Annotated in this window: 25 protein-coding genes and 1 other annotated feature (1 of these 26 only partly in view); of the genes, 13 read left to right on the top strand and 12 right to left on the bottom strand. The window is 32.3% G+C overall.

The genetic code is table 11. The features are described 5' to 3' along the window. Positions 1–213 (bottom strand) — a binding site (T-box leader) (it extends 43 nt beyond the left edge of the window). 64 nt (positions 214–277) lie between these two features. The 7 genes from R9X47_RS08930 to R9X47_RS08960 all read right to left on the bottom strand — a co-directional run bounded on the left by R9X47_RS08930 (position 278) and on the right by R9X47_RS08960 (position 8,337). After that, positions 278–1,528 (bottom strand): SCP2 sterol-binding domain-containing protein, encoded by a 1,251-nt coding sequence (locus R9X47_RS08930; protein WP_432666455.1) that lies wholly within the window; start codon positions 1,526–1,528, stop codon positions 278–280. A gap of 62 nt (positions 1,529–1,590) precedes the next feature. After that, positions 1,591–2,163 (bottom strand): TetR/AcrR family transcriptional regulator, encoded by a 573-nt coding sequence (locus tag R9X47_RS08935; protein ID WP_432666456.1) that lies wholly within the window; start codon positions 2,161–2,163, stop codon positions 1,591–1,593. A gap of 52 nt (positions 2,164–2,215) precedes the next feature. Continuing rightward, positions 2,216–2,833, bottom strand: coding sequence for a DUF488 domain-containing protein (locus R9X47_RS08940; protein ID WP_432666457.1), 618 nt, complete (start codon positions 2,831–2,833; stop codon positions 2,216–2,218). Positions 2,834–3,103: 270 nt separating this feature from the next. Next, a complete protein-coding gene (locus tag R9X47_RS08945) occupies positions 3,104–4,165 on the bottom strand; it encodes a bifunctional transcriptional activator/DNA repair enzyme AdaA (protein WP_432666458.1) in 1,062 nt (353 codons plus the stop codon). 10 nt (positions 4,166–4,175) lie between these two features. Further along, on the bottom strand, positions 4,176–4,982 hold the full coding sequence (locus R9X47_RS08950) for an isocitrate lyase/PEP mutase family protein (RefSeq protein WP_432666459.1): 807 nt from the start codon (positions 4,980–4,982) through the stop codon (positions 4,176–4,178). Between the two features lie 306 nt (positions 4,983–5,288). Beyond that, a complete protein-coding gene (locus R9X47_RS08955; protein WP_432666460.1) occupies positions 5,289–6,584 on the bottom strand; it encodes an MFS transporter in 1,296 nt (431 codons plus the stop codon). A gap of 376 nt (positions 6,585–6,960) precedes the next feature. Then, a complete protein-coding gene (locus tag R9X47_RS08960) occupies positions 6,961–8,337 on the bottom strand; it encodes an MATE family efflux transporter (protein ID WP_432666461.1) in 1,377 nt (458 codons plus the stop codon). Positions 8,338–8,445: 108 nt separating this feature from the next. Here R9X47_RS08960 and R9X47_RS08965 point away from each other — a divergent pair, with 108 nt between their 5' ends. The 9 genes from R9X47_RS08965 to R9X47_RS09005 all read left to right on the top strand — a co-directional run bounded on the left by R9X47_RS08965 (position 8,446) and on the right by R9X47_RS09005 (position 13,491). After that, positions 8,446–9,234, top strand: coding sequence for a MerR family transcriptional regulator (locus R9X47_RS08965; RefSeq protein WP_432666462.1), 789 nt, complete (start codon positions 8,446–8,448; stop codon positions 9,232–9,234). 54 nt (positions 9,235–9,288) lie between these two features. After that, positions 9,289–9,777 carry a Na+/H+ antiporter subunit E gene (locus R9X47_RS08970; protein ID WP_432666463.1) on the top strand — a complete coding sequence of 163 codons (489 nt, stop codon included), beginning with the start codon at positions 9,289–9,291 and terminating at the stop codon, positions 9,775–9,777. A 64-nt stretch (positions 9,778–9,841) separates the two neighbouring features. Next, positions 9,842–10,042 (top strand): monovalent cation/H+ antiporter complex subunit F, encoded by a 201-nt coding sequence (locus R9X47_RS08975; protein ID WP_432667610.1) that lies wholly within the window; start codon positions 9,842–9,844, stop codon positions 10,040–10,042. Beyond that, positions 10,039–10,332, top strand: a complete 294-nt coding sequence (mnhG, locus tag R9X47_RS08980; RefSeq protein ID WP_432666464.1) for a monovalent cation/H(+) antiporter subunit G — start codon at positions 10,039–10,041, stop codon at positions 10,330–10,332. Before R9X47_RS08975 ends, mnhG begins: the two co-directional genes overlap by 4 nt. Before the next feature lie 2 nt (positions 10,333–10,334). Then, positions 10,335–10,880 (top strand): Na(+)/H(+) antiporter subunit B, encoded by a 546-nt coding sequence (locus R9X47_RS08985; RefSeq protein ID WP_432666465.1) that lies wholly within the window; start codon positions 10,335–10,337, stop codon positions 10,878–10,880. Further along, positions 10,873–11,139 (top strand): hypothetical protein, encoded by a 267-nt coding sequence (locus R9X47_RS08990; RefSeq protein ID WP_432666466.1) that lies wholly within the window; start codon positions 10,873–10,875, stop codon positions 11,137–11,139. The genes R9X47_RS08985 and R9X47_RS08990 overlap by 8 nt, the downstream gene beginning before the upstream one ends. Before the next feature lie 24 nt (positions 11,140–11,163). Continuing rightward, positions 11,164–11,568: an MnhB domain-containing protein gene (locus tag R9X47_RS08995; RefSeq protein WP_432666467.1), complete on the top strand. Its 405-nt coding sequence runs from the start codon at positions 11,164–11,166 to the stop codon at positions 11,566–11,568. Positions 11,569–11,570: 2 nt separating this feature from the next. Next, a complete protein-coding gene (locus R9X47_RS09000; protein ID WP_432666468.1) occupies positions 11,571–11,900 on the top strand; it encodes a sodium:proton antiporter in 330 nt (109 codons plus the stop codon). 1 nt (position 11,901) lies between these two features. Beyond that, positions 11,902–13,491: a complex I subunit 5 family protein gene (locus R9X47_RS09005; RefSeq protein WP_432666469.1), complete on the top strand. Its 1,590-nt coding sequence runs from the start codon at positions 11,902–11,904 to the stop codon at positions 13,489–13,491. Positions 13,492–13,547: 56 nt separating this feature from the next. On the opposite strand, the gene yiaY is transcribed toward R9X47_RS09005, so the two are convergent. After that, entirely contained in the window at positions 13,548–14,699 is a 1,152-nt protein-coding gene (gene yiaY / locus R9X47_RS09010; protein ID WP_432666470.1) for an L-threonine dehydrogenase, read from the bottom strand. Positions 14,700–14,949: 250 nt separating this feature from the next. Between yiaY and R9X47_RS09015 the strand changes: the two genes are divergently transcribed. From R9X47_RS09015 to R9X47_RS09025, 3 genes are all read left to right on the top strand, one after another. Next, complete coding sequence (locus R9X47_RS09015) at positions 14,950–15,792, top strand: helix-turn-helix domain-containing protein (RefSeq protein WP_432666471.1); 843 nt, start codon at positions 14,950–14,952, stop codon at positions 15,790–15,792. 254 nt (positions 15,793–16,046) lie between these two features. Further along, positions 16,047–17,054 carry an NTTRR-F1 domain gene (locus tag R9X47_RS09020; protein WP_432667611.1) on the top strand — a complete coding sequence of 336 codons (1,008 nt, stop codon included), beginning with the start codon at positions 16,047–16,049 and terminating at the stop codon, positions 17,052–17,054. A gap of 147 nt (positions 17,055–17,201) precedes the next feature. Continuing rightward, the gene (locus tag R9X47_RS09025) at positions 17,202–17,693 is read left to right on the top strand and encodes a GNAT family N-acetyltransferase (protein ID WP_432666472.1); all 492 of its coding nucleotides are present in this window, start codon (positions 17,202–17,204) and stop codon (positions 17,691–17,693) included. Between the two features lie 47 nt (positions 17,694–17,740). Here R9X47_RS09025 and R9X47_RS09030 read toward each other — a convergent pair whose 3' ends face one another. The 3 genes from R9X47_RS09030 to R9X47_RS09040 form a co-directional block, all read right to left on the bottom strand. Next, the gene (locus tag R9X47_RS09030; protein ID WP_432666473.1) at positions 17,741–18,082 is read right to left on the bottom strand and encodes a zinc ribbon domain-containing protein YjdM; all 342 of its coding nucleotides are present in this window, start codon (positions 18,080–18,082) and stop codon (positions 17,741–17,743) included. Positions 18,083–18,307: 225 nt separating this feature from the next. Continuing rightward, the gene (locus R9X47_RS09035) at positions 18,308–18,787 is read right to left on the bottom strand and encodes a methylated-DNA--[protein]-cysteine S-methyltransferase (protein ID WP_432666474.1); all 480 of its coding nucleotides are present in this window, start codon (positions 18,785–18,787) and stop codon (positions 18,308–18,310) included. Next, a complete protein-coding gene (locus R9X47_RS09040) occupies positions 18,787–20,247 on the bottom strand; it encodes a DNA-3-methyladenine glycosylase 2 family protein (RefSeq protein WP_432666475.1) in 1,461 nt (486 codons plus the stop codon). Before R9X47_RS09040 ends, R9X47_RS09035 begins: the two co-directional genes overlap by 1 nt. A 250-nt stretch (positions 20,248–20,497) precedes the next feature. On the opposite strand from R9X47_RS09040, the gene R9X47_RS09045 reads away from it, so the two are divergent. Then, positions 20,498–21,352 carry an epoxyqueuosine reductase gene (locus R9X47_RS09045; RefSeq protein ID WP_432666476.1) on the top strand — a complete coding sequence of 285 codons (855 nt, stop codon included), beginning with the start codon at positions 20,498–20,500 and terminating at the stop codon, positions 21,350–21,352. 249 nt (positions 21,353–21,601) lie between these two features. Here the strand turns inward: R9X47_RS09045 and R9X47_RS09050 are convergent, their stop codons facing one another. Continuing rightward, entirely contained in the window at positions 21,602–22,420 is an 819-nt protein-coding gene (locus tag R9X47_RS09050) for an FUSC family protein (protein WP_432666477.1), read from the bottom strand. Positions 22,421–22,566 lie beyond the last annotated feature (146 nt).

A 22,566-nucleotide genomic window follows, 5' to 3' on the forward strand; every position in this document is an offset into this window, starting at 1 on the left:
ATTGATATGTCACCATATCAACCTCTTCAAGTACGGCAAAACGCTTATACCCTATCTCTATAACGGGAGAACCCGTCGTACCATCCCTAAGTATCTTAGTTCAATACGAAGCTCAGAGGCTTTTTTCATTAAGACAATCATTCCTCCTTCTCAGCTACCGGAGTTCTCTGTAGAATTATCCTTCTTAACTACTCTTCTCATCATCGCTTTTAATTATAATAATTTATTAGATCTAATTGTATTAAAATTATTTTATGTTGTCAATTATTTTTTTATTCTATACTTTAAATAAAGTGCCAAATTCTTTTAAGTACTTTGGATTCCCTTTAATCCTTATTTTTCTAGTCAGAATTCCCTTTAATAGAATCTTTTCATTTTCTAGAAACTTCAGCCACAATTCACTATCAGCCTTTACTAAAACATCTCTATCCTGTGCAATTCCATCATATACAGATAATTTTCCTTCCTCAACCTTCACTGTAAAGGCTTCATTTTCACTTCCTGTAAAAATGAACTGATAGGTTCTTTTTATATCTTTAGCTTTTTCTTTATTGAAAACCATAGTGAGCCCACGTTTAAAAAAATTGATAGTATCTATTGACATGAGTTTTCCGACATATTTTTTTGTTTTAGCAGGATTTTTATCTACAAACGCTTCACTTTTACTACCTTTTTGCACAAATATGGTTTCTTCTTTATCTATAAAGGGTTTTACATATGTGTTGTAAAAGGCTTTTCTATCGGCTTTAAAAGGATCTACCTCTCTTTCAGCAGCTGGACATACTGCTACGCAACGATTACATCTAAATCCATAACCTTCTTGTATACTCGCCCACAGGGTATTTTTCTCATCATCGGTGATTTTCTCGAGACCACCATTTCCTTTTTCTAGTCTATTCAAAATATCCTTAAAACTATTTCCTCTATCACGATAATTGTGATTATAGCAGCCGAAAAAATCGAAATCATCTTTCTCTATAGCTCCAGTTGGACAAACTGCCTTACATAGATTGCAATTAATACAAGGATCATATGTAGATTCCCTATCGTATTCATCTAGTTTCATATCTATTAGTATAGATCCCAGAACAATACTTGCTCCATACTTTTTGTGAAGTACAATCCTATTCAATCCTTTAGCTCCAATTCCCGCCTTCACAGCAATATCTTTATGGGATATTAACCATGGAGTATTCATTGTTAGATCTATCGGAAAGGTCTCAGTTATTGCAACGGTTCCAATATCTTTCTCCATCAGTTTTCTTTCTATATCTCTACAAATGTTATCACGGCTTTTATAAGCACTTCTAAATTCCATATTTCCTACCGGTTGAAATTGACTTCTTATAGCGTTTTGATTATAGTTTACAGCTATTGATATTATTGATTCAGCAGTTGGAAATATTTTTTTTACATTATCTTGTTGATCCTCCGGTAACTCTGCAATACTAATAATTCCTGCATCTGCTGCTCCACAAGCCTTAGCAATTTCCTTTATTTCCTTATTTGTTAGTTGATTCATATTCATTCCATATCTCCCCTTTTGAATCATGATGACCGATCGTCATATTTTATTTTAAAAATTAAAGACTACGTTGATAGTAAGTCTTTTAAATGCTCCATAAAATTATCAAAATGTTTCATATCATCTGAAGTAATATACCTCATTAAAGCCCCCTGCCAAGTATACATTATAATGTTCGATATATACTCAGTTTTATCAAGGTCTCTATTGGTATTTTCTAATAAACAGTGATGTACTTTCTCTCTCATCCTTTCGTGTAAAGTATCCATTACAGGAACTATAGATTCTTCTGTTCTACTAAGCTCTAGAGATAATTTGCCAATAAAACATCCGTACTCTAACTTTTTATCAGCAATATCCTTTATTTTACGTTCAAATACTTTAACAACCCTTTCTTCTGGAGCCAAATCCGTCTCTCTTAAGATCACATAATAGTTCATTTCCATATACTCGTAAAATAACTCTAAAGCTTTTATGGTATAATCCACTTTGTTTTCATAGTAGTTATAGAAAGAGCCTTTAGGTATACCTAGTACATCAGTTATATCTTTAATACTAGTACCATGAAATCCTTTCTTATGCATGACCTTTATTGATTTAATTAAGTATTCTCTGGCTTTTACATCTCTCTTATTCATAGGTCAATTATATGACCGATCGTCATATCTGTCAAGTAGTCAGATATTAAAGTTAAGGCTTAATATTTTCAACCCTATATCCAATTTCTTTATTACTCTCCCTATAGCATCTCTTTATCAAATCTTCCTTTGATGGTCCTTTTCCCATATAATTATCAATAGTTATCTGATTTCTACTATCAAAATATTTTTCCAAAAGTTTTTCTTCCAACTCTTCTTGTGATACCAGTGTATAGTCATGTAATATATGTTTTAAAATAAATCCTGCATTTATCAGTGCCCTTCCTAAAAGAATACACCTATGACATCTAATTGGGTCTTGCATGGCTCCCATTAGTACAATCCTATATCCCATTTTATACCCTACTTTTAAACGTTCTATCCCATTTAAGAAGTCTTTATCGTATATTACTTTTTCGAAGTCTGCATATCCTTCTTCTGTGTACATGCTTTTATTTGACCTTTGAACTGCAAATTCTTTACCCATATAAATATATACATAACCTTTATTGATTAGTGTCTTTGCAATGGTTTCTTTATTGAATTGGACATTATATTTAGAATATGGTGTTCCTCTAATATCTACTATACAGTTTATGCTATAGTGTTCTAGCATATCTATTAACCTATCTATAGAATAATTTGAATGTCCTATAGTAAATATATCCATATCTTACTTTCACCTTCTTTTATCCTTGCAAATAGTAGGGAAACAGGAATAATTAATAGCGTTGCTATCATAAGAATCATTCCCATTGCCTGTAGAGAATATCCAAGTTTTTTTAGTTAAGTACACGGTAAAAAATAGAATAACAAAATCAGCAAATCTATTTAAATAAAACAGACTCAGTGCCATAGAAGCTGGAGTCAAATAGTAGATGAGCTATCAATTATTTATTCATGATAGCTCGAAATGTACAAATAATATAATTTTATATTGTTAAATATGAAGAGTAGCAAGGTTCTTTTCATGTTTCAATAGCCATCGTTTTCTTTCAATTCCTCCGCCGTAACCGCCAAGGGTTCCGTCACTCTTTATGACTCTATGGCAGGGAATTATTATTGCAAGTTGGTTTGCACCATTTGCGTTTCCAACTGCTCTTACAGCATTTTTACGACCTAAATTCATTGCTATATCACTGTAAGTACAAGTTTTGCCCATGGGAATTTTGCATAGTTCAGACCAAACATTTTTTTGAAAGTCTGAACCAATTAGTTTTAGAGGTGTTCTAAATACCTTAGCTTCTTTATTGAAGTAATTCGTCAACTCTGTCTCTATTTGCATTAAAATATCAGTTTTTCCCGGTAGTATAGATGCATTTAGTCTATACCTAAGCCTTTCAATTTCTAATTCAAGTCCGCGTCTATCAACAAATTCTAAAAGATATAAGTGCTTTTCATCTGCAATGCTAATCATTGTTCCTAACATTGTATCAATTAATTTAGTATATAAAATTATTCTTTTTTTTGATTTTTTAGGCGCGTCTCCTATTATTTTTGAAAACGCGTCATTAAAGCCACTTGCAGATTCATATCCGGTATCAACTTGTGCGGTAATCACTTTTTCACCCATTCGTATTTCTTTAAAGGCAATACCCATCCTTCTCGCTCTAGCATATTGTACAAAAGTCATTCCAAACTTTTTCTTAAACTGTCTCCTGGCAGTAACTGAATTAAGGCCTAATGATTCAAAGTCTTTGTCTTTCCATCTCTTTTCAGGATTTTCCTCGACGAGCTGTATAAGCTGTCTGATAGCGCTTGGAAATTCCTGTGGGTAGGACAAGGGATGGCACCGTTTACAAGGTCGATACCCTGCAAGCAACGCAGCTTCTGCTGTTTCATAAAACTCACAGTTTTCAAATTTAGGTTTTCTCGCCGGGCAAGTTGCGTGACAAAACACGCCCGTTGTTGTGATTGCAGCGAAAAAAATTCCATCAAATTGTGAATCTCTTTCAAGTAAAGCTCTATAATAAATTTCTTTAGTCTTTTTATCTTTAATCATCGCTTTCTCCTTAGCCGAATAATTGAATTCTGTCACCATAATTCTTTAACTTTTTTAAGATACGATTTACTAATAAATCAACATTTTTCTTTTGGCTTTTACAGTGTAATCTGTAGATAGATGGTCCGAAGCTTATTCTTGAAACACCTATATCAAGATAATCCCCAATATTGTCATCTTCTATATCAAGCATTATGTTTATCGGCATACCTTCTTCTGAAAGTGATTCTATGTGTTTTTTATTTTTTAGCCCAGGAATAAAAATTCCATTTGCTCCAGAATTTTTATAAGCCATGATTCTGTTTCTAGTCTCCTCTAAACATAAATCGCTCATATTGTTTTTCTCAATATTACTATTGAAATAGACATCTGTCCTAACATTAACAAATATATCTTTATTCATAAGCGAACATATTTTTTTTATTGCAGCTATTCTGCGACTTTGCTCTTCAATAGTGTATAAATTATCTAATTTGGATATCTTATCTTCAATGTTTATGCCAACTACGTCGAGCCTTAATAATTTTTTCATATTTTCTTCTAAACCATTGACATCGTCTGCATATCCTGATTCTATGTCAATGGTTAGCAGCCCATCTTTTAACGGTAAGTTGTTGCAATGACGCAAAAGTTCTGAAAATGGCATATTTTCACCATCATCGTATGAATAGTTATTTGACATAGCATATGAGCTTGTTGCCAGAAGTTTTATTCCATTTTTCAGTAAGGATTCTGCACTGTTTCTGTCCCAAATATTCAGTAAAATAATCGGCTTGCTTTTTTTATGCATTCCTTCAAATGTGTCTAATTTATTCACTTTATACCTCCTCGTAAATGTTATAAATTTATTATAGAAGATTAAAACATTCACTACATACGAAAAATGAACATCAATTTTTATTGGCAAATATTTGACAAGATAATTTGGTGTACAATTTACTCCTAAATTCCGCGTCAAATTAATTTTGTAAGTAGCTTTTTGAATACTTTAAATATAATTTCCTATGTATTATAAAAAAGAAAAAAGAGTTGTCTAAAGCTAGTAATTACTTTCTAGTTTAAGACAACCCGATTTAGCCTATTAATATATATTTTTCAGCTAATAGTTAGTATGTTCAATTTTCTAATATTTGTAGTCCGGCAGCTTCGATTCTAACCTTCTAAAATTTCTACACAGGCTGAATGCAATTGTCGTAGCTATAATAATCACCCCAGCACAAGATAGCGCTAGACCCATACCTGCACCAGCTATCTCTCCAAAAATATTAGTCAGCCATGGCCACATCCCACTTTGCATTTTAGGTTCTAGTATATTATCTACAAGTGGCCCTACAAGTAGAAATGATAACGGAGCCGAACCATAGGCTATCTGATAAGAGATCGAAAATACACGGCCCTGTAAATCTGCTGGGACCTTTATTTGTAAAATGGATTTAAATAGCGCACTAACAATAGGCAATGGCATCATTAGAAAAAATAATGAAATTCCTAATGTTATTGGTGTCCTCACTATCCCAAAGACAATCAACATAAGTCCATTTATTATCATAGCTCCTAAAATTATATGCATTCGCAGGCCAATTCTGCCCAGCACAGCTATAGTCATAGCCCCGCAAAATGTTCCGATGCTCATAACTGATAGCATCATTGACACAGCGACTTCACTTTCCGTAAGCTGCATCACGTATGGAATCACCAATTCAAGTGGTCCATTTAATAGAAAATTGGTAAAACTAAAATAAAGAATCAAACCAAACAACAGTTTATGGTCTTTTAAAAACCTATATCCGGTCTTAAGGTCTGACTTCAATGAGTCATTAGAACCTTCTACAGAAATATTCCCCTTTGGATTTGGTATATCTAGCTTTGTCAAGATAATAATAGCTATTAAAAATGTAATTAAATCCATTGTAATAATACCTTTAATACCTACTAAAGGATAAGCTAATGCCGTTAACATTGGTGCAATAACTCCTGCTGCAGGAAACAGCATCTCTTTTATTCCATTAATTCGCTCACGATTCGCCTCTGTTATTAGAAGGGTCATAGTTGTGTCTGCCGCTGCACCCTGTAGCATAGAGAAGATGCCTTGTAATAATACTGCACTATAGAGCATCCACGGCTTAAAAATATTGAGAGCAATACTTATTAATAGTAGTAATGACCCTACTGCTTGCCCTACATCTCCTATAACTAAGGATGTTTTTCTTTTCCATCGATCAATATATACACCACATATATTTCCTATAAGTAATGTAGGTATCTCATTAAAAAAAGGTACAAGTAGCAAGTAAGTTGTTTTGCCAGTTGTTTGAAAAAGCCATATACCAATGGCTATTCCTGTCATACGACTACCTATTAGGGATAATCCTTGTGTAAGTAACAGGGTATACGCTGTCATTCTATTTTGCATCATCATAAATCCTCCTGATCATCTTAAGAGTTCAGGCAACAAAAAAGCTGTAAACAATATGAATTGTCTACAGCTTTATATGAACATAGATATATTGCCGCACTCTTCATCTGTTTTTAGTCTTTTCAAAAGGCTCACGAAATAAAGCTACCTATCAATCAAGGATAGCAGAACAGGCCTTTATCATGTTTAGTTTCCTAACTAAAGACTAAAAATGATGATGCTCAACATAGTTAACGGATTCCCCTTTAAATGCTTTATTTATTTTTATCATAAAGGATATATACTTCTTTGTCAATTATACCTCTAAGGAAAATAAAGGAAATAAGTCTAAAATATTTCCCTTCATTTTAGCTAAATTAATCATAATCTATTCTTCTAATTAAGCTATTTCCTTTTCTTCGCTTTTTTTTTCTGCTTTTTCTTTTGTGGGCCCAAAGGGTTTCTTTCTTATACATATGATTCCCACAATAATTGTAGCAATCTCAGCAAATATTACTGCCATCCAAATACCTTGGTCGCCAAATATGAGTGGCAGCATTATTAGACCTATCATAAGTGCTACAAGGCTTCGTGACACCGTAAGCAATCCAGATAATACCGGCGAGTTTACAGCAGTATAGTAAGTAGCTAATGTTATATTTACTCCACTCAATATGAAAGCAAATGCATAAAAACTTAATATATATACTGCCATCTCAATAGTACCTTGATCTTTAATGAAAATGGTAGCAATACCTTCTCCAAACATTAACGAGACTGCACATAAAATGATTCCCGCAGCTACGTTTGCATATATGGACATATTCCTAAACTTCTTAACTCTACTAAGTTTATCAGCACCTAAATTAAAGCTCACAGCCGATTGAATTGCCTCAGCAAACCCATAAAATATAGAAGTTGAGAATGTTGTTATCTGCAATGCTACCGTATATGCACCTACACCATGTACTCCAATTTTATTTATTATTATCATATTGTATATGAACCCAGCAATAGATGCTGCTGCCATACTCAGCAACTCTGATGATCCATTGAATAACATTCCCAATATTTCTTTTTTCTCAAAAACAGGTGGCTTGAATTTCCATGATGATTTAAATTTGATGCCATATAGCATCAATACACAAGGAATCAATTGTGAAACTCCTGTTGCAAGGGCGGCTCCCTTCATCTCCCATCCTAAAACACCAACTAACAAATAATCCAATAATATATTGATCACTGTACCGCTTAGCATAGTTCCAACTACCATAATCGGTTTTCCATCCAATTTTAAGAAGAATGAGAATGCAAAGGTTAACAAAAATGGTAGAAAGAACATAGATAATGTTTTAGCATAGTCAACCATATATTCTGCTACTTTTCCTTCAGCACCCAATAGGCTTGAAAATTTACCACTCAGTAACATCAAGAAGATTGTTGCGGTAACTGCCGCGATACCAAGCAACACTATTGTAACATTAAAATAGTTATTACTCTTTTCTAACTCTTCCTTGCCCTTGTAGATACCTGCCAGTGTTGTTCCTCCAATAGCAATCATTGTTCCTACTCCTCCAAGGAACATTATAACTGGCATTATCAGAGTAATCGCAGATAATCCATCTGGTCCAACATATCGTCCGATAAATATTGAATCCACAAACCCTGCTGTACTCTGTACTATCATTGCTAGTATAGATGGAAGAGCATAGCTCCAAAAAATCCTTGAAATTTTGTCATTTCCTAAGTCGATAGGCCTTTTTTTTAATTGATCCATTTATATAACTCTCCTCTAAATAAGCTATTGTATAATTTGTAATGTTCTTTACAATTCTATATAATAAACCTTAAAGTAGGTTTAATGTCAAGAGGGAGGATTTAAATATTGCGTAAATATTTAACTATTGGTGAACTTGCAGATATAATGCAAGTCGCAACATCGAGTATCCGATACTATGAGAAAGAAGGTTTATTGGCACCATGTAAGATTGATGATAATGGATATAGACTCTATGATTTCAATGAACTGGATAAATTGGAAACAATTTTATTACTTAGAAAGTTAGACGTCCCATTAAAACAACTAAAAACTTTAATAAACAACTACTCTATTGACGACTATATAGAAATCTTAGACACCTCTCTATCTTCTATAGATTCAAAGATAGAGCAGTTAAAAAATAAAAGAAGAGACGTCTCTAAAAAATTAGATTATGTTCAAAGTTTTAAAAGAACAGAAAAACATTATCATATGGTAGATATACCAGAGAGAGTACTCTATTGCCTTCATACTGGAAAAATATTTGAATATACAATTAAAGAGACCTATGATATTATGAAGTCTAAAAACATCGATAATTTAGACATCTATCAAGATATCTATATAATCCCTTACGATAATAACACCTACAGTTTTTGTATACTTAAAACCTTTGGAATGGAATCTTTTGAACGTTTCGATAAGATAATACTTAATGAGGGCCCCTATTTATGTCATGATATTTTTGTTAAAAACGAAGATGAAATTTATATTGAAATAGCTAATTTCTATGATTATATTAAAAATAATGCCCTTTATTCCATAGGCAAGTTAATCGTAATTGAAAATATGAAGTCTTCGCAGTTCCAACTAAATGGCAGATATTACAGCCTACAGATTCTGATAAAATCTTAAGAGGTGTTATAATATCTTTAATAGTAAAGAATATAATAGAAATGGGTGATTCTGATGAGAAGACTTTTTATTCCCTATAAATTATTAATAATTCTATTAAGTTTTTGGTTACTTCTTACCTTTAATTTTTCACTTTTCAACATCTTCATTGGTTTAGTTATTTGTTCTCTAGTTTTAATTGCTTCTAAAGGTGTTTTATATAGTGATAATGGGTATATATTTAAAAGAATGCGCATATTAGCTATGGTTAAATATCTTTTTAATCTCTTACTTGAAATATATAAATCATCTTTTTCATACATAGTTAGAATCATAAAAAAAGATTGCGAGCCGTTCATTGTTGAAGTTGAACTAGACGTAACTGATCCATTGATTATTTCTATCATATCTAATTCAATAACTCTTACACCGGGTACCTTAACTATAGATGTTCAGAATAATAAACTTACAGTTCTAACTCTAAAGGATTGTGAAGACTGCATTTCATTAGTGGATAAAGAAATCAAAGAAAAATTTCAGAGCTTTTTTGTTGAGAAAGGATGATAAAGTGTTTTTATTTATCACTATGATTTTTTTGATAGTGGCCATTCTTTTTAGCTTAGTCAGAATGGTTATTGGCCCTTCTATATGGGAAAGACTTTTGGCCTTAAATTTAATTTCTGCTAAAACTATATTATTATTGTCTGTATATGGGGTATATAAAAATAACATACTTATGTTAGATATAGCTTTTTCATATGGTATTATCGGTTTTTTAGCTTTAACTTTTATTTCAAGACTAGTACTTAGAGGTGGTAGACAAAAATGATATATAAAATACTCTTGATACTCTCATGGATATACATAGCCTTTGGAATAATAGGAATTTTTAGATTTTCTAATATGTATTCACGCCTTCTAACAAGCAGTAAGATTGATACTGTGGCTTCCATAACTATTCTCTTAGCTCTAATTCTCAAATCTGGTTTTACCCCAATTTCAATAAGATTATTTTTAATCCTAATTTTTATTTTAATTACAAATCCTATAAGTAATCATGTAATAGCTAGATCGGCCTATTTAAATGGCATTCCTGTAAGAAAAGAGGTGGAAAAGTAAGTATGTCTACAATAGGTATTTTACTCCAGATACTAATGATTATAATCGCCTTGATAATTATTAGTAATAAGGATAATCTTAAGATTATCATATTCTTTGCAGTTTTTTCCCTAATAACAGCCAGTTTATACTTTTTCAACAATGCTCCAGATGTTGCTTTAGCCGAAGTAGCCATCGGAAGCGCTATAACGCCCCTAATATTCATCATCTCTATATCAAAGCAAAAGGATTTTATAGTTATTAATCATACCAAGGATGATTTCTTCAGCCATAACTTAAGAAAAACAGGTGAAGGCTATAAATTTCTTCATGATTTTACTAAGCACTATGACTTGAAACTAAAAGTCTACGATAATAATCTTGGAAGTGTAGTAGGAATCTTTAGAAGCAGAAATGTGGATTTAATTGTTGATAACTCCCCTGATATAGGTAAATACATATTAAAGGGAAAGGTAAGTAGTATTCTTATGAATAAGCTTGAACAACTAGCAATAAATGAGCCATTAATAGAAATAGTAAAAATAAATGAAGGTGAAACTTATGATTAAGAAAGTGATTTTAATTGGAATGCTAATATCCATATTGCTATCCTTTAATTTTTCTGTAAATGATTCTAAAAAACACTTAAATACTTCAAGTAGGGATTATTACGTCTCAAACACTCTAAAGGAAACAGGTTCAAAGAATATCGTTACGGGTATCTATTTAGATTATAGGCTTTTCGACTCATTGTTTGAAGCCGGCATTCTTCTTATAGCAGTATCTGGTATTATATTCATGTCAAAGAAGGACGACGAAGTACTATAAATTTATACTTTGGAGCTGATATATATGAAGAATTCCCCTATTCTTATATGCGCATGTAGAGTATTATACCCCTTCATGCTCTTATTTGGATTTTATATTATTATAAATGGTCATAACTCCCCAGGCGGTGGTTTTCAGGGTGGAGCTATTCTAGCTACCGCAATATTAATTACTTTCTTCATAGATCCTGGAAAAATCACAAATCTCAATTATCTAATCAAATTGGAAAAGCTCTCTTTTATCGGGATATTAATAGTTTCATCCATAAGCCTTTTTACCAAGGGAGTTCTTTACACAAACTTTATAGTTTCTAATAACATAAATTTAAAATCAATTTTTTTAGTGTTGTTAAATTTATTTATTGGCATCAAAGTGGCCTTAGGCCTTGTGAGTATATTCTCTACTTTTATTGATGAAGGAAGGTCGTAATTATGAATCCAATATTATCATTTATTGTGGTGTTGATTGGTATCTATGGTTTATGTACAAGTAAAAACTTAATAAAGTCCATAATATGCCTTAATATAGTTCAAACAGCTGTTATACTCTTGTTTCTAAATTTCGCTAATTTTTCCGGTACCAGTATACCTATAATTACTAAAAGCACTGAAAATATAACGGACCCACTACCACAGGCCCTTATGATAACTGCTATAGTGATTGGAGCAGCTATTACTGCCCTTTCTTTAATGCTTTGTATAAAAATATTCCATCACTATGGTACTTTAAACTGGAAAGAACTAATCGAAAGGGAAGGTTAATATGGATCTTATACCTATATATCTAATTTTTATACCTATCATAACCTCTATAACAATCTACATATTTCATAATAAATATATCAGTTACTTGGTATTTCTATCTCAAAGCATAGTAACCTTTTTATCTATACGATACTATAGCTTCTTCGACGAGAAAACAACGAAAACCCTAGTTTTTGGAGATTGGCCTAAGGAAATAGGTATAGCTCTTAAAAACGACTACTTATCCCTCTTATTTATTTTTTTAACCCTATTTATATGGTGGATTGTCATTATTTATTGCTGGGATAAAAGAAAACAAGATTATAAGTTTCTATTTTTTCTTATGTTTTTAGAAGGCGCTTTTCTAGGCATTATACAAACTAATGATCTCTTCAATTTATTTGTTTTTATTGAAATAACTACTATATTATCCTCAATACTTATTCTCTATAAAAAGGATGGATATTCTGTTAGGGCTGGTCTGTACTATCTTCTATTTAACAGTGTAGGTATGATTTTTTATCTGATAGGTTTAATATTCTTATACAATATTAGCGGAACCTTAAACATAGATATTATTACCCAAAGAATAGCTTTATTAAGAGATACTGACTCAATCAGATTATCCTATATTTTTATAATGGCCGCAATAGGAGTAAAATCAGCCTTTTTTCCTGTATATAACTGGCTTCCAAAGGCCCATAGTGCAGCACCTTCTTCAATATCAGCCCTACTTTCAGGATTGCTTGTGAAAAGTGGTCTCTATGCCTTCATTAGGCTAAATGCCATGTATGGAATCGAAGAATTTAAGGAATTTTTCTTTTTACTGGGCTTTTTCACCGCTCTATCTGGAGTAGTCTTCGCTGTTAGTCAGAAGGATATCAAACAGATATTAGCATTTCACACTATATCCCAGATAGGAATTATATTAATGGGACTGAGCAGCTTCTACGGTAAGACCTTTTATGGAGGCGTTTTTCATATATTAAATCATGCCCTCTTCAAGTCTCTACTTTTTATGGGTGCAGGTATTATCATAAATACCTACGGCAAGAGAAGAATAACGGAAATCAGGGGAGTTTTTAAAGTCCTCCCCTTTACATCTATCCTCATGATTATTGGAATGCTCTCTATAACCGGCGCACCATTTTTTAACGGTTTTATAAGCAAAACAATAATTAAATATGGGTTAAAGGAATCAGCCTATAAAAGCTATATGTTCTATATTTTAAACCTTGGTACCTCTGTTTCATTTGTGAAGCTTTCTCAAATATTCTTTGGAAAATCCGATGTAAAGAAATACAATTCCATTGGTGAAAATATGGCTATGTTTTTATTAGGATTAGGATGTATTTCATTGGGAATCTTTTTCGTTCCGATAGGTAAGACATTACTCTACATAGACCTTAAATTCATTAAGCTCTCTAGTCTTTCTATATGGATAAATTACTTTATTACTTTAGTTATAGCATACTTTATATATTTATTCTTTATTTCTAAGGAGTTATCTATAATAAAGAAAATCAGGCATATAAATATCTCCTTTGGAACTGCAAACTTTTTACTTGTCCTTTTCATTTTTATAATGATTATGTGGAAATTTATTTAAATTATAAATCCCATGATGTCTATCTCATGGGATTTATAGTTTTTATTTATTTTTACCTACATTGCAGAGCTATAAATACTACATATCTCCTCAAGTGTTGCTTGTTTAGGATTTGTAAGACCACAAGCGTCATTTAATGCATTTTCAGATAATGTTTTGATATCTTCCTCTTTAGCTCCTAGCTCCTTTAAACCAGCTGGAATTCCAATGTCCTTAGAAAGCTCTCTAATCATTTCAAGTGCCTTTTCTGCTCCTTTAACATCGTCTAAACCTTCTACATCAGCTCCCATGGCCTTTGCTATATCTCTTAATCTATTAGGAACAACCTTAGCATTATATTCTTGTACATGAGGAAGCAGTACCGCATTACAAACTCCATGAGGTAGGTCGTAGAACCCTCCTAACTGATGAGCCATAGCATGAACATATCCTAAGCTAGCATTATTGAATGCCATACCAGCCAAGTACTCCGCATACGCCATCTTGTCTCTTGCTATTTCATCTGAACCATTTTCAACAGCAGCTCTAAGGTATTTAGAAACCAATTCAATTGCCATCAAAGCACAAGCATCAGTTACTGGAGTAGCAATAGTAGATACATAGGCTTCAACAGCATGGGTAAGTGCATCCATACCCGTAGCTGCCGTTAATGATTTTGGCATTGCCATCATCATATCTGGATCATTAACAGCCATGATTGGAGTAGTATTTTTATCTACTATAGCCATTTTAATGTGTCTCTCCTCATCAGTGATAATACAGAATCTTGTCATTTCACTAGCTGTACCGGCAGTAGTATTAATAGCTACTAAAGGTAACTGAGGCTTTTCAGATTTGTCAACACCTTCATAGTCTTTAATTGAACCACCATTAGTTGCAACTAAAGCAATTCCCTTTGCACAGTCATGTGGAGATCCTCCTCCAAATGAAATTACGAAGTCACACCCATGTTCTTTGATTAACTCTAGACCATCATTTACATTCCCTACTGTTGGATTTGGCCTAGTCCCATCATAGATAACATATTCAATTCCCTCTTTTTCAAGTACCTCAGTTAACTTATCTACTAATTTAATTTCTACTAATACTTTATCCGTAACTATTAATGCCCTTTTCAATCCTAGCTGACTGATATCGCTACCACAATCCTTTAGTGATCCGGATCCCATCATACTAACAGGTGGCATAAAAAATTTAAATGTACTCATTTTCATTCTCCTTATCTTCAATTTGATATTTTTTTATCAATTTTGATTTGTCTGATTTTTTTATACAATTCCCAAAGTTAAAATCAATAAACCTTCGATATAATCATTTGTTTAATAATATATTACACTATATTCTTTTTCAAATTCTAATCCAAAATTTTTAATTTTAGTCCATTTTTTATTAAATAACTATTGATTTGTTTGTAAAAATTGATAAAATTTTATTAAAGTATTCTATCTGGAGGTTTAAATGATAAGTGAATTTAGTAGAAAACTTGAAATTCTTGATGGACTAGAAACGAACTTCATTAGAGTTCTTTATTATGATTTTTCAAATTACTATAAAGATAATTACTGCTCCTATGAGTATAACCGTTTGTGTACAATAATCGAAGGTGAGAAAAAGGTGAAAATTAACAATGAAGACTCATTTATATATAACAAAGATAAGTTTGTCTTACTACCATCCTATTCCAAGGTAGAAATGGAGATAGACTCACCTACAAAGGCATTGGTACTAGAACTTAGTAATGATTTAATAAAAAACATTAATGATCAAGTTACCTTTGATTATAAGATAAACAATAACATAATTGATAACGATGTTTATTTAGGATTAAATTCCAAAGCTTTAATGAGTTCAATATCCAAAATCTCTAGCATTTATAATAGTGATGAACAGAACAAAGAATTTCTATTAGATCTATGTGCTCAAGAGATAGTATATAATCTTTTAAAAGACAAGTGTGTCCATCATATTTTGAGTAATAACAATAATCCTATTTCAATGGCTATAGATTATATGATGAAAAACTACAATAGATCTATAAAGATTCAAGATCTAGCACATAGTCTAAACATGTCTAGTTGTAATTTCACAAAGCATTTTAAGCAAGCTACTGGAATAACTCCTAAGGACTATCTAAAAAGGATTAGAATGAAAAAGGCAAGAACGCTGCTATTAACAGAAAATGTTACTGAAGTAGCCTATGACTTGGGATACGACAATATCTCATATTTTATTAGACTTTTTAAGAATGAATACGGTATGACTCCTAAGCACTATAAATCTTTAAAATCTTCTTTGATGTAGTGTAGGGCTTATAACAAATCATAAGACATATAAAACCCAAGAACATCCAGTCCACTAGTTTTGGTCAGATTTTCCTTCGAAAAATGACCTCAATAAAAATCGAGCTTGGTTTACGCCAATCTCGTTTTTTATTTGTGCCTTTTTATCGTTATTAACAAATTTAAGCTACTTACACATAATGAATTACAAGCATATACTGTAATGAGAGTTGAGAGTCAAAGTCAAAAAACTATAATCAGAAAGGAGGCTTTATTATATTTCAAAATCTATTAAAAAATGGTAACTTTCAAAATGGTACACTAAGTCCTTGGAGAGGAAGTAATGTTTATATTGAGCCTAAGTCATCTCCCAATATGCCAAAGGCCTTCAATTTAATCCTGAAAGGCAAAAAAGCTAATGCAAGTATTGAACAGAGTATAGATGTTGTACCTGGTGAAATCTATGATATAACCATATCCGCAGCAGCCAAAGGCTGGGGAATTTCACCGCCAATAAAAATCCTATTAGAGTATTTTGATTCATCAGGTAAGCGCATTAAAGATGGTATTAACTTTAGTATATCTAAAGGACGCTTAGCTAATTGGAATAGTCATGATATAGAATCCTTTAAGACCATTCATCAAAATAGCCTTAAGGTCCCTGCAAACGCATCTTGGGGCAAATTGACCATTATAAAAATTGCTTCGCCTCACACTACTAATGTGATAATTGATACTATTGTTTTAACAAGATCAGAAGACAAGATCAGTTTGAATACTAAATATGTTGAAAGTATAGAAGATGATATCTTGTCAATTGTTGAGGCTGATCCTATCGAAGTTGCTGAGGAATCATCAACACTTATACAAGTAGACCAAGATACTGATCAGTATATCTATGTTGTAAATGAAGATGGAGTACTCTCTATTATTCAAGCCTCTGATAATTCAATTGTAGAAAACGTTGATTTAACTGGCAAATTTTCATACCAAGAAAATCAAAATATTCTAGTTGGTTCAAATGGGTCGACCGTCTCTACATCCAATCAAAGTTCATCTACAACACAAGATTACATTACTATGGTTGATCCTTCAACCAATAGCTTAATTACAACTATCGAGTTAGACGATAGATCAGTTACTCTGGTACTTACAAATGATAGCCAACCAAATTATGGCTTGTTATATATCATAAATCATGACAATAGTTCTGTTTCTGTCATTGATACTTCTACCAATGAGATTATTGACAATTTTGAACTAGATATAGATAACCAACTTTAAAAGTTTAATAACATCCAACTAAAGAAATGTAGAAGCGTCTATTTATTTCTGATTGCTATTTATGTTTATTATCATTTTACAACAAAATATGTCTTAGATAAGTTATAATAATAAATATACTTACTGAAGCAATTGGAGGTAATATTAATGTCTATTAGATTAGCTAAATATGATGACTTAGAGATACTAGTTGAAATTTATAATCAGGCTATTGTAAAGGGAAAATGCACTGCTGATATGGACACCTTCTCTGTGGAGCAAAGAATCCCATGGTTTGAAGAGCATCAGTCATTAGAGTATCCTTTATACGTGTACGAAGCTGATGATAAAGTTGTAGGATATATGTATTTGTCCGGTTATCGTCCGGGCCGAAGGGCTATGAGATTTACGGCAGAAGTCAGTTATTATATTCATAATGACTATCACAAGCAAGGAATAGGAACAAAATTTTTAGAGTATGCGATTGAAAAAAGTAAGGAATTAAATTACAAAACCTTGATTGCAATATTATTGGACTGGAATATTCCAAGTATAAAATTACTCAAGAAATTTGGTTTTGAAGAGTGGGGACGACTACCCGACATTGCTGATTTTGATGGAGAGACCTGTTCACATCTTTATTATGGATTGAAATTATAGGATAAATAGTAATCGAGCTAGGCATGATACCTAGCTCGATTTTTATTTTATGCCTTTTTAACAAATTGAGACTTTAATTTCATAGCTCCAAATCCATCAATTTTACAATCAATATCATGGTCTCCATCGATTAAACGTATATTTTTTACCTTTGTACCTATTTTTATAACAGATGAACTTCCTTTTACCTTAAGATCTTTGATTACTGTTACAGTATCACCATCATTTAATACATTTCCATTTGCATCTCTTATAACCTTTTCATCTTCACTGTTTTCGTTTTCCGATTCTAAAGTCCATTCATGGGCACATTCTGGACATACAAGAAGATTTCCATCTTCATATGTGTATTCTGAATTGCATTTTGGGCAATTTGGTAAATCGTGCATAATTTTATTTCCTCCATTCGCTATTGTTACCTCTAATATATAATGTTTCCAGTTTAATTTTTGCACAAAAAAACATATAGGGAGTTCCCTACAAATTTATATAATATCATAGTCTTCTCATATTATCAAACCTTCATCCAGACTCTACTTGAAGTTCCTTGTCCAATTAATAAGGGGCTGTCTCATAAAGGTTTCTTATGAGTTCAGCCCCAAAGTTTAAAACACCTATCTATTGTCCGACTCAAAGTTTATCAATTTCTCCTTAATGGTAAGTCCGTGGGCAAAGCCTGTGAGCTTACCATTTGACCCTACCACCCTATGACAAGGTATAATAAGTGGTATTGGATTTTTACTATTAGCCATGCCAACAGCCCTCGATGCCTTTTTATTACCGATACTAGTTGCTATTTGCTTATAGGTATAAATCTCACCATAAGGAATTTTAGATAGTTCATTCCAGACTTTCTTTTGATAGTCTGTGCCCTTAGGATTGAGTTTAATAGTAAATGTTTTTCTTTTTCCTTCAAAGAATTCTTCTATTTCATTAATAGCATCTATAAAAAAGTCATCTTTACGAATCCATTTATCGGATATTTCAAAGATTCTCTTTCCTTCACCGGTATTTAGATGTAGATTGGTTAATCCATCTTCATCTCCTACTAGGATAATTTCACAAAATTTTGTATTGAATCTTGTATAGTACATTATATCCCCTCCTTTTTACTTTCGTAATTCCATAGGCACAGGGTTGCATAGGCCCTATAGGGTCTCCATCTTTCAGCCATTTCTATTATCTCTCTTTGTGATGGTTTCTTTTCACCTACCGTTAGGGCTTTGATGACACCTAGATCCTTTGCAGGAAAGCTATCAACCATTCCCATTCCCCTCATTGCTACATAATTGACTGTCCAATCTCCTATTCCCTTTAGAGATGAAAAATCATTATAGAACTTCTCAAAGGGTTGATTAGTATCCAGGCTTACTAATCCATCAACAACACCATTCACAACGGTTTTTATAGTAGTTTGCCTAGTTTTAGTTATACCGAGTCCATCTAGATCTATCGTTAAAAGCTCCGATGGTTTTGGAAAGAAATAGTCTAGTCCTTCTGGAAAATGAACTGCACTCTTTATTCCTGCTTTTTCAGCAATTCTACCGGCTAAGGTGGTAGCCGCTTTAACAGTTATCTGTTGACCAAGTATGGCCCTTATAACAAACTCAAAGGTGTCAAAAGCAATGGGCAATCGTGGTACTCTTCCATTTTCCATGCCTTTTGATAATATCTCATCCTTAGCAAATCTTTCATTTATAACTGAAAAATCTGTATCAAGGTCAAACATTCTACGGACTTTATTATGGATTGTCATATAACATTTTATATCATCACAGTTTATCTTTAGCTCTAGAGACGATTTCTTTGGGTTGTCAGATACAGTGAAATAGCCCCTTGCATTATCTGTTCTAAAAGTCCTACTATAACTATTTTCCGTTACTATTTCTATCCCTTTTATCGCCCTAGATTTCATGAAGGATAAGATTTGTTTAAAATCAAAGGGCTTTTTATATTTTAACAATAGTGTGGTATTGTCTTGATGCTCTTCTAAATTCTTTGATCCTTTTCTGACCATAGTAGGTGTTACTCCAAAAATCTCTTTGAAAACATGATTGAACTGTCTAGTTGAACCGAAGCCTGAAGCAAATGCTATATCAGTTACAGATAAATCAGAAAAGAATAGTAATTTCCTTGCAAAAAGTGATTTATGATACTTGGCAATCTTAACGGGAGGTATTCCTAAGTTTTCAACAAATAGCTTTCTTAAATGCCTGTCCGATATAAAAAATTCCTTTGCCAGATCACTGATGGAATTGTAGTTTAGATATCCTTCATAAATCATTTTGACTGCAGAGTTTACAATTTTGGTACCGTCAACATTGCCGTTATAATATTCTACGTTCACATCTGGTCTGCATCTTAAGCAAGGCCTAAACCCATGTTCAAGGGCATCAAACATCGTATCGAAATATAGTACATTCTTCTCTTTTGCAATAGGAGATGGGCAAGAAGGTCTGCAGAAAATGCCTGTCGTTTTTACACCAAAGAAAAACTTCCCATCGTAATTTCTGTCTTTAGTTATTCTTGCCGTATGAAATGTTGTATTTTCCATCTTAAACTCCTTTTATCATTTTCAGTGTTTATCTTCTAATTATTCTTATTCATTCTCTTATATATAATAATATAGTTTTTCAAGATTTATTAAAAGCGGTTTTCGGACATTACATTCTTGTATATTTTTTTATAACTATTAGAAGCGGTTTTCGGCTATTACATTCCGAATCTATTGATATAGGCTTAATCTATAGTATACACTCTATAAAGCAACGACATTAGATTTAACATACTAGGAGGCGTTAACAATGAGCTTTAAAAATAAACTTCTTCAAAAAGCTATTAACTGTTTAAAAAATCACCCTGAAAACCGTATAGATGAATTAATTATTTTTGATGATCTACTTATCGGCTACAGCAGTTCCCATGATCCTTTATTTGAGGTATTAAAAGATCCAAGCGTAGTTTCTCCCCATTATTTATCACCTCGAGCTTGGCTTTCTAATGCTGAAACGATAATTTCTTTTTTCTTCTCTTTTTCAGAAAAAATACGAAAAAGCAATAGATCCGGTAGGTTACCTTCTAGCAAATGGGTAAATGCCCATTTAGAAGGAGAAAAATTTATTGATACTTTTACTAGACTCATGATAAAAGAATTTGAAACTATGGGTGAAAATGTTATAGCACCTTCTCAACATCCAAATTTCAAAATAGAAAATCTTAAGAGTAACTGGTCAGAAAGGCATACAGCTTATATATGTGGCTTAGGTACCTTTGGTCTTAGCGAATCCATTATAACTAATCTTGGTTCTGCAGGTAGATTGTCTAGTATCATTACATCTTTAAAGGAATCTCCTACCCCTAGAACTTATACTGGAATCTACGACCATTGCCTTTGGCACAGCCAAAAAAAATGTGGGGCTTGCATGAAAAAATGTCCTCCACAGGCTATACTTGAAGATGGAACTAAGAACAAATCTATTTGTTATAATCATTTATCTAAGGCTCATGGAAGTTTTCATCCCCGCTACACTTGTGGAAAATGTCAAGCGGGCATGGTTTGCGAAAATAGAAAACCGGTAAAAAAAAGACAAGATGTAAGGGAGCATTTCTTATCTGAAAGACTTAACGACATTGGAGATTCAGCACTTTTATGTTCCTGAGGATAATGAATTGTTAGAGCTTTAAGATAAAGAAAAAGTAATCTCATTTCCTAGAGATTACTTTCAAATTGTAGACAAAGTCTACAAGATGACAGACTGTTGAGAAATCTGAAGTTCGAGGCGTGCTGAAAGCATGAGACCGCAGCGTATACAGACATACGTAAGGGTTCTTGCTTGAGGCAACAACGAAGAAATTCGGGTTTGTCAACAGTCTAAAAGTAATCTCATTTCCTAGAGATTACTTTTTCTTTATTGTAATAATTCTTTTTTAATACTTATAAGTCTTTCAATATGATATTGTTGTATATCTACATTTACCCCTTCCTTCATAGAGTTTAGTATGAAAATATGGCTGTAAACATTTCTGAATAAAGTTAAATGTCTCATATAGTATTTTATATCTAATTCATGCCTCTTACTGTTTATTTCCTTGTGATAAAATTTAATTACACTTCTGAACTCATGCATCTTTAATCTGTATTTTTCTAGATTTTTTATCCTTTTAAAATTTCCTTCATCATCAATGTTTCTCTCTATAAACTCAATCATTTCATCATCTAGTGACCGTAGCTTTTCAAAGGGATTTGGTGGCTTTATATAATAGTTTACTATAATAGCTACTATAATTCCTATAAAGGTTTCCAGCATCCTATTTACAACATGGTTCACTGCGTTAAAATCTTGAATGGTGTTATCTCTAAAGCTTATAACGAGAAATACTACACATGCTATAGCTATTAGATCACTCTTGTCTAATAAATTACATAGATATATTATCCCTAATATTCCAAAGGGGATTACATATATATGTTGTGGCATTAATAATAAGTACACCAAGGAGAATATAGCACCTATTACAGTCCCCATGCTCCTTTTTACTGCCATCTCAGATGACCCTACTATCGAGCTTTGAACACACAAAAAGGCTGTCCATGCAGCATAAAAGGGATAATCAAATCCCAATATATTACTTACCATAATAGCTAACAGAGTGGCTATAAAGGTTTTTATGCTTCTCATACCTATTTTAGGCATTCTATCTTTTATCTTATTATTAAATATATTCATATTGCTACCTATCCTTTTTCTGCTTATTGTAATCCTACAGTAAAAATATCATTCGCTTCAGAGTCTATCTTATTATACATAACTTCATATTATAAATACCAATTTATTATATATTTAAACACTATTTTTTCATGAATGTAGTAGTA

Origin of the sequence: Wukongibacter baidiensis, from assembly GCF_050888315.1 — a bacterium.
GTDB classification, from domain to species: domain Bacteria; phylum Bacillota; class Clostridia; order Peptostreptococcales; family Caminicellaceae; genus Wukongibacter; species Wukongibacter baidiensis.

Bases quoted from the DNA above. Each gene is read 5' to 3' on its own strand.
- R9X47_RS09005 (WP_432666469.1), top strand. From the start codon at position 11,902: ATGGATCTTATACCTATATATCTAATTTTTATACCTATCATAACCTCT.
- R9X47_RS08945 (WP_432666458.1), bottom strand. From the start codon at position 4,165: ATGATTAAAGATAAAAAGACTAAAGAAATTTATTATAGAGCTTTACTT.
- R9X47_RS08935 (WP_432666456.1), bottom strand. From the start codon at position 2,163: ATGAATAAGAGAGATGTAAAAGCCAGAGAATACTTAATTAAATCAATA.
- R9X47_RS08995 (WP_432666467.1), top strand. From the start codon at position 11,164: ATGAAGAATTCCCCTATTCTTATATGCGCATGTAGAGTATTATACCCC.
- R9X47_RS08940 (WP_432666457.1), bottom strand. From the start codon at position 2,833: ATGGATATATTTACTATAGGACATTCAAATTATTCTATAGATAGGTTA.
- R9X47_RS09000 (WP_432666468.1), top strand. From the start codon at position 11,571: ATGAATCCAATATTATCATTTATTGTGGTGTTGATTGGTATCTATGGT.
- R9X47_RS08930 (WP_432666455.1), bottom strand. From the start codon at position 1,528: ATGAATATGAATCAACTAACAAATAAGGAAATAAAGGAAATTGCTAAG.
- R9X47_RS08960 (WP_432666461.1), bottom strand. From the start codon at position 8,337: ATGGATCAATTAAAAAAAAGGCCTATCGACTTAGGAAATGACAAAATT.
- R9X47_RS08955 (WP_432666460.1), bottom strand. From the start codon at position 6,584: ATGATGATGCAAAATAGAATGACAGCGTATACCCTGTTACTTACACAA.
- R9X47_RS08970 (WP_432666463.1), top strand. From the start codon at position 9,289: ATGAGAAGACTTTTTATTCCCTATAAATTATTAATAATTCTATTAAGT.
- R9X47_RS08990 (WP_432666466.1), top strand. From the start codon at position 10,873: ATGATTAAGAAAGTGATTTTAATTGGAATGCTAATATCCATATTGCTA.
- R9X47_RS09025 (WP_432666472.1), top strand. From the start codon at position 17,202: ATGTCTATTAGATTAGCTAAATATGATGACTTAGAGATACTAGTTGAA.
- R9X47_RS08985 (WP_432666465.1), top strand. From the start codon at position 10,335: ATGTCTACAATAGGTATTTTACTCCAGATACTAATGATTATAATCGCC.
- R9X47_RS09050 (WP_432666477.1), bottom strand. From the start codon at position 22,420: ATGAATATATTTAATAATAAGATAAAAGATAGAATGCCTAAAATAGGT.
- yiaY (WP_432666470.1), bottom strand. From the start codon at position 14,699: ATGAGTACATTTAAATTTTTTATGCCACCTGTTAGTATGATGGGATCC.
- R9X47_RS08975 (WP_432667610.1), top strand. From the start codon at position 9,842: ATGGTTATTGGCCCTTCTATATGGGAAAGACTTTTGGCCTTAAATTTA.
- R9X47_RS09040 (WP_432666475.1), bottom strand. From the start codon at position 20,247: ATGGAAAATACAACATTTCATACGGCAAGAATAACTAAAGACAGAAAT.
- R9X47_RS09035 (WP_432666474.1), bottom strand. From the start codon at position 18,787: ATGTACTATACAAGATTCAATACAAAATTTTGTGAAATTATCCTAGTA.
- R9X47_RS09015 (WP_432666471.1), top strand. From the start codon at position 14,950: ATGATAAGTGAATTTAGTAGAAAACTTGAAATTCTTGATGGACTAGAA.
- mnhG (WP_432666464.1), top strand. From the start codon at position 10,039: ATGATATATAAAATACTCTTGATACTCTCATGGATATACATAGCCTTT.
- R9X47_RS09030 (WP_432666473.1), bottom strand. From the start codon at position 18,082: ATGCACGATTTACCAAATTGCCCAAAATGCAATTCAGAATACACATAT.
- R9X47_RS09045 (WP_432666476.1), top strand. From the start codon at position 20,498: ATGAGCTTTAAAAATAAACTTCTTCAAAAAGCTATTAACTGTTTAAAA.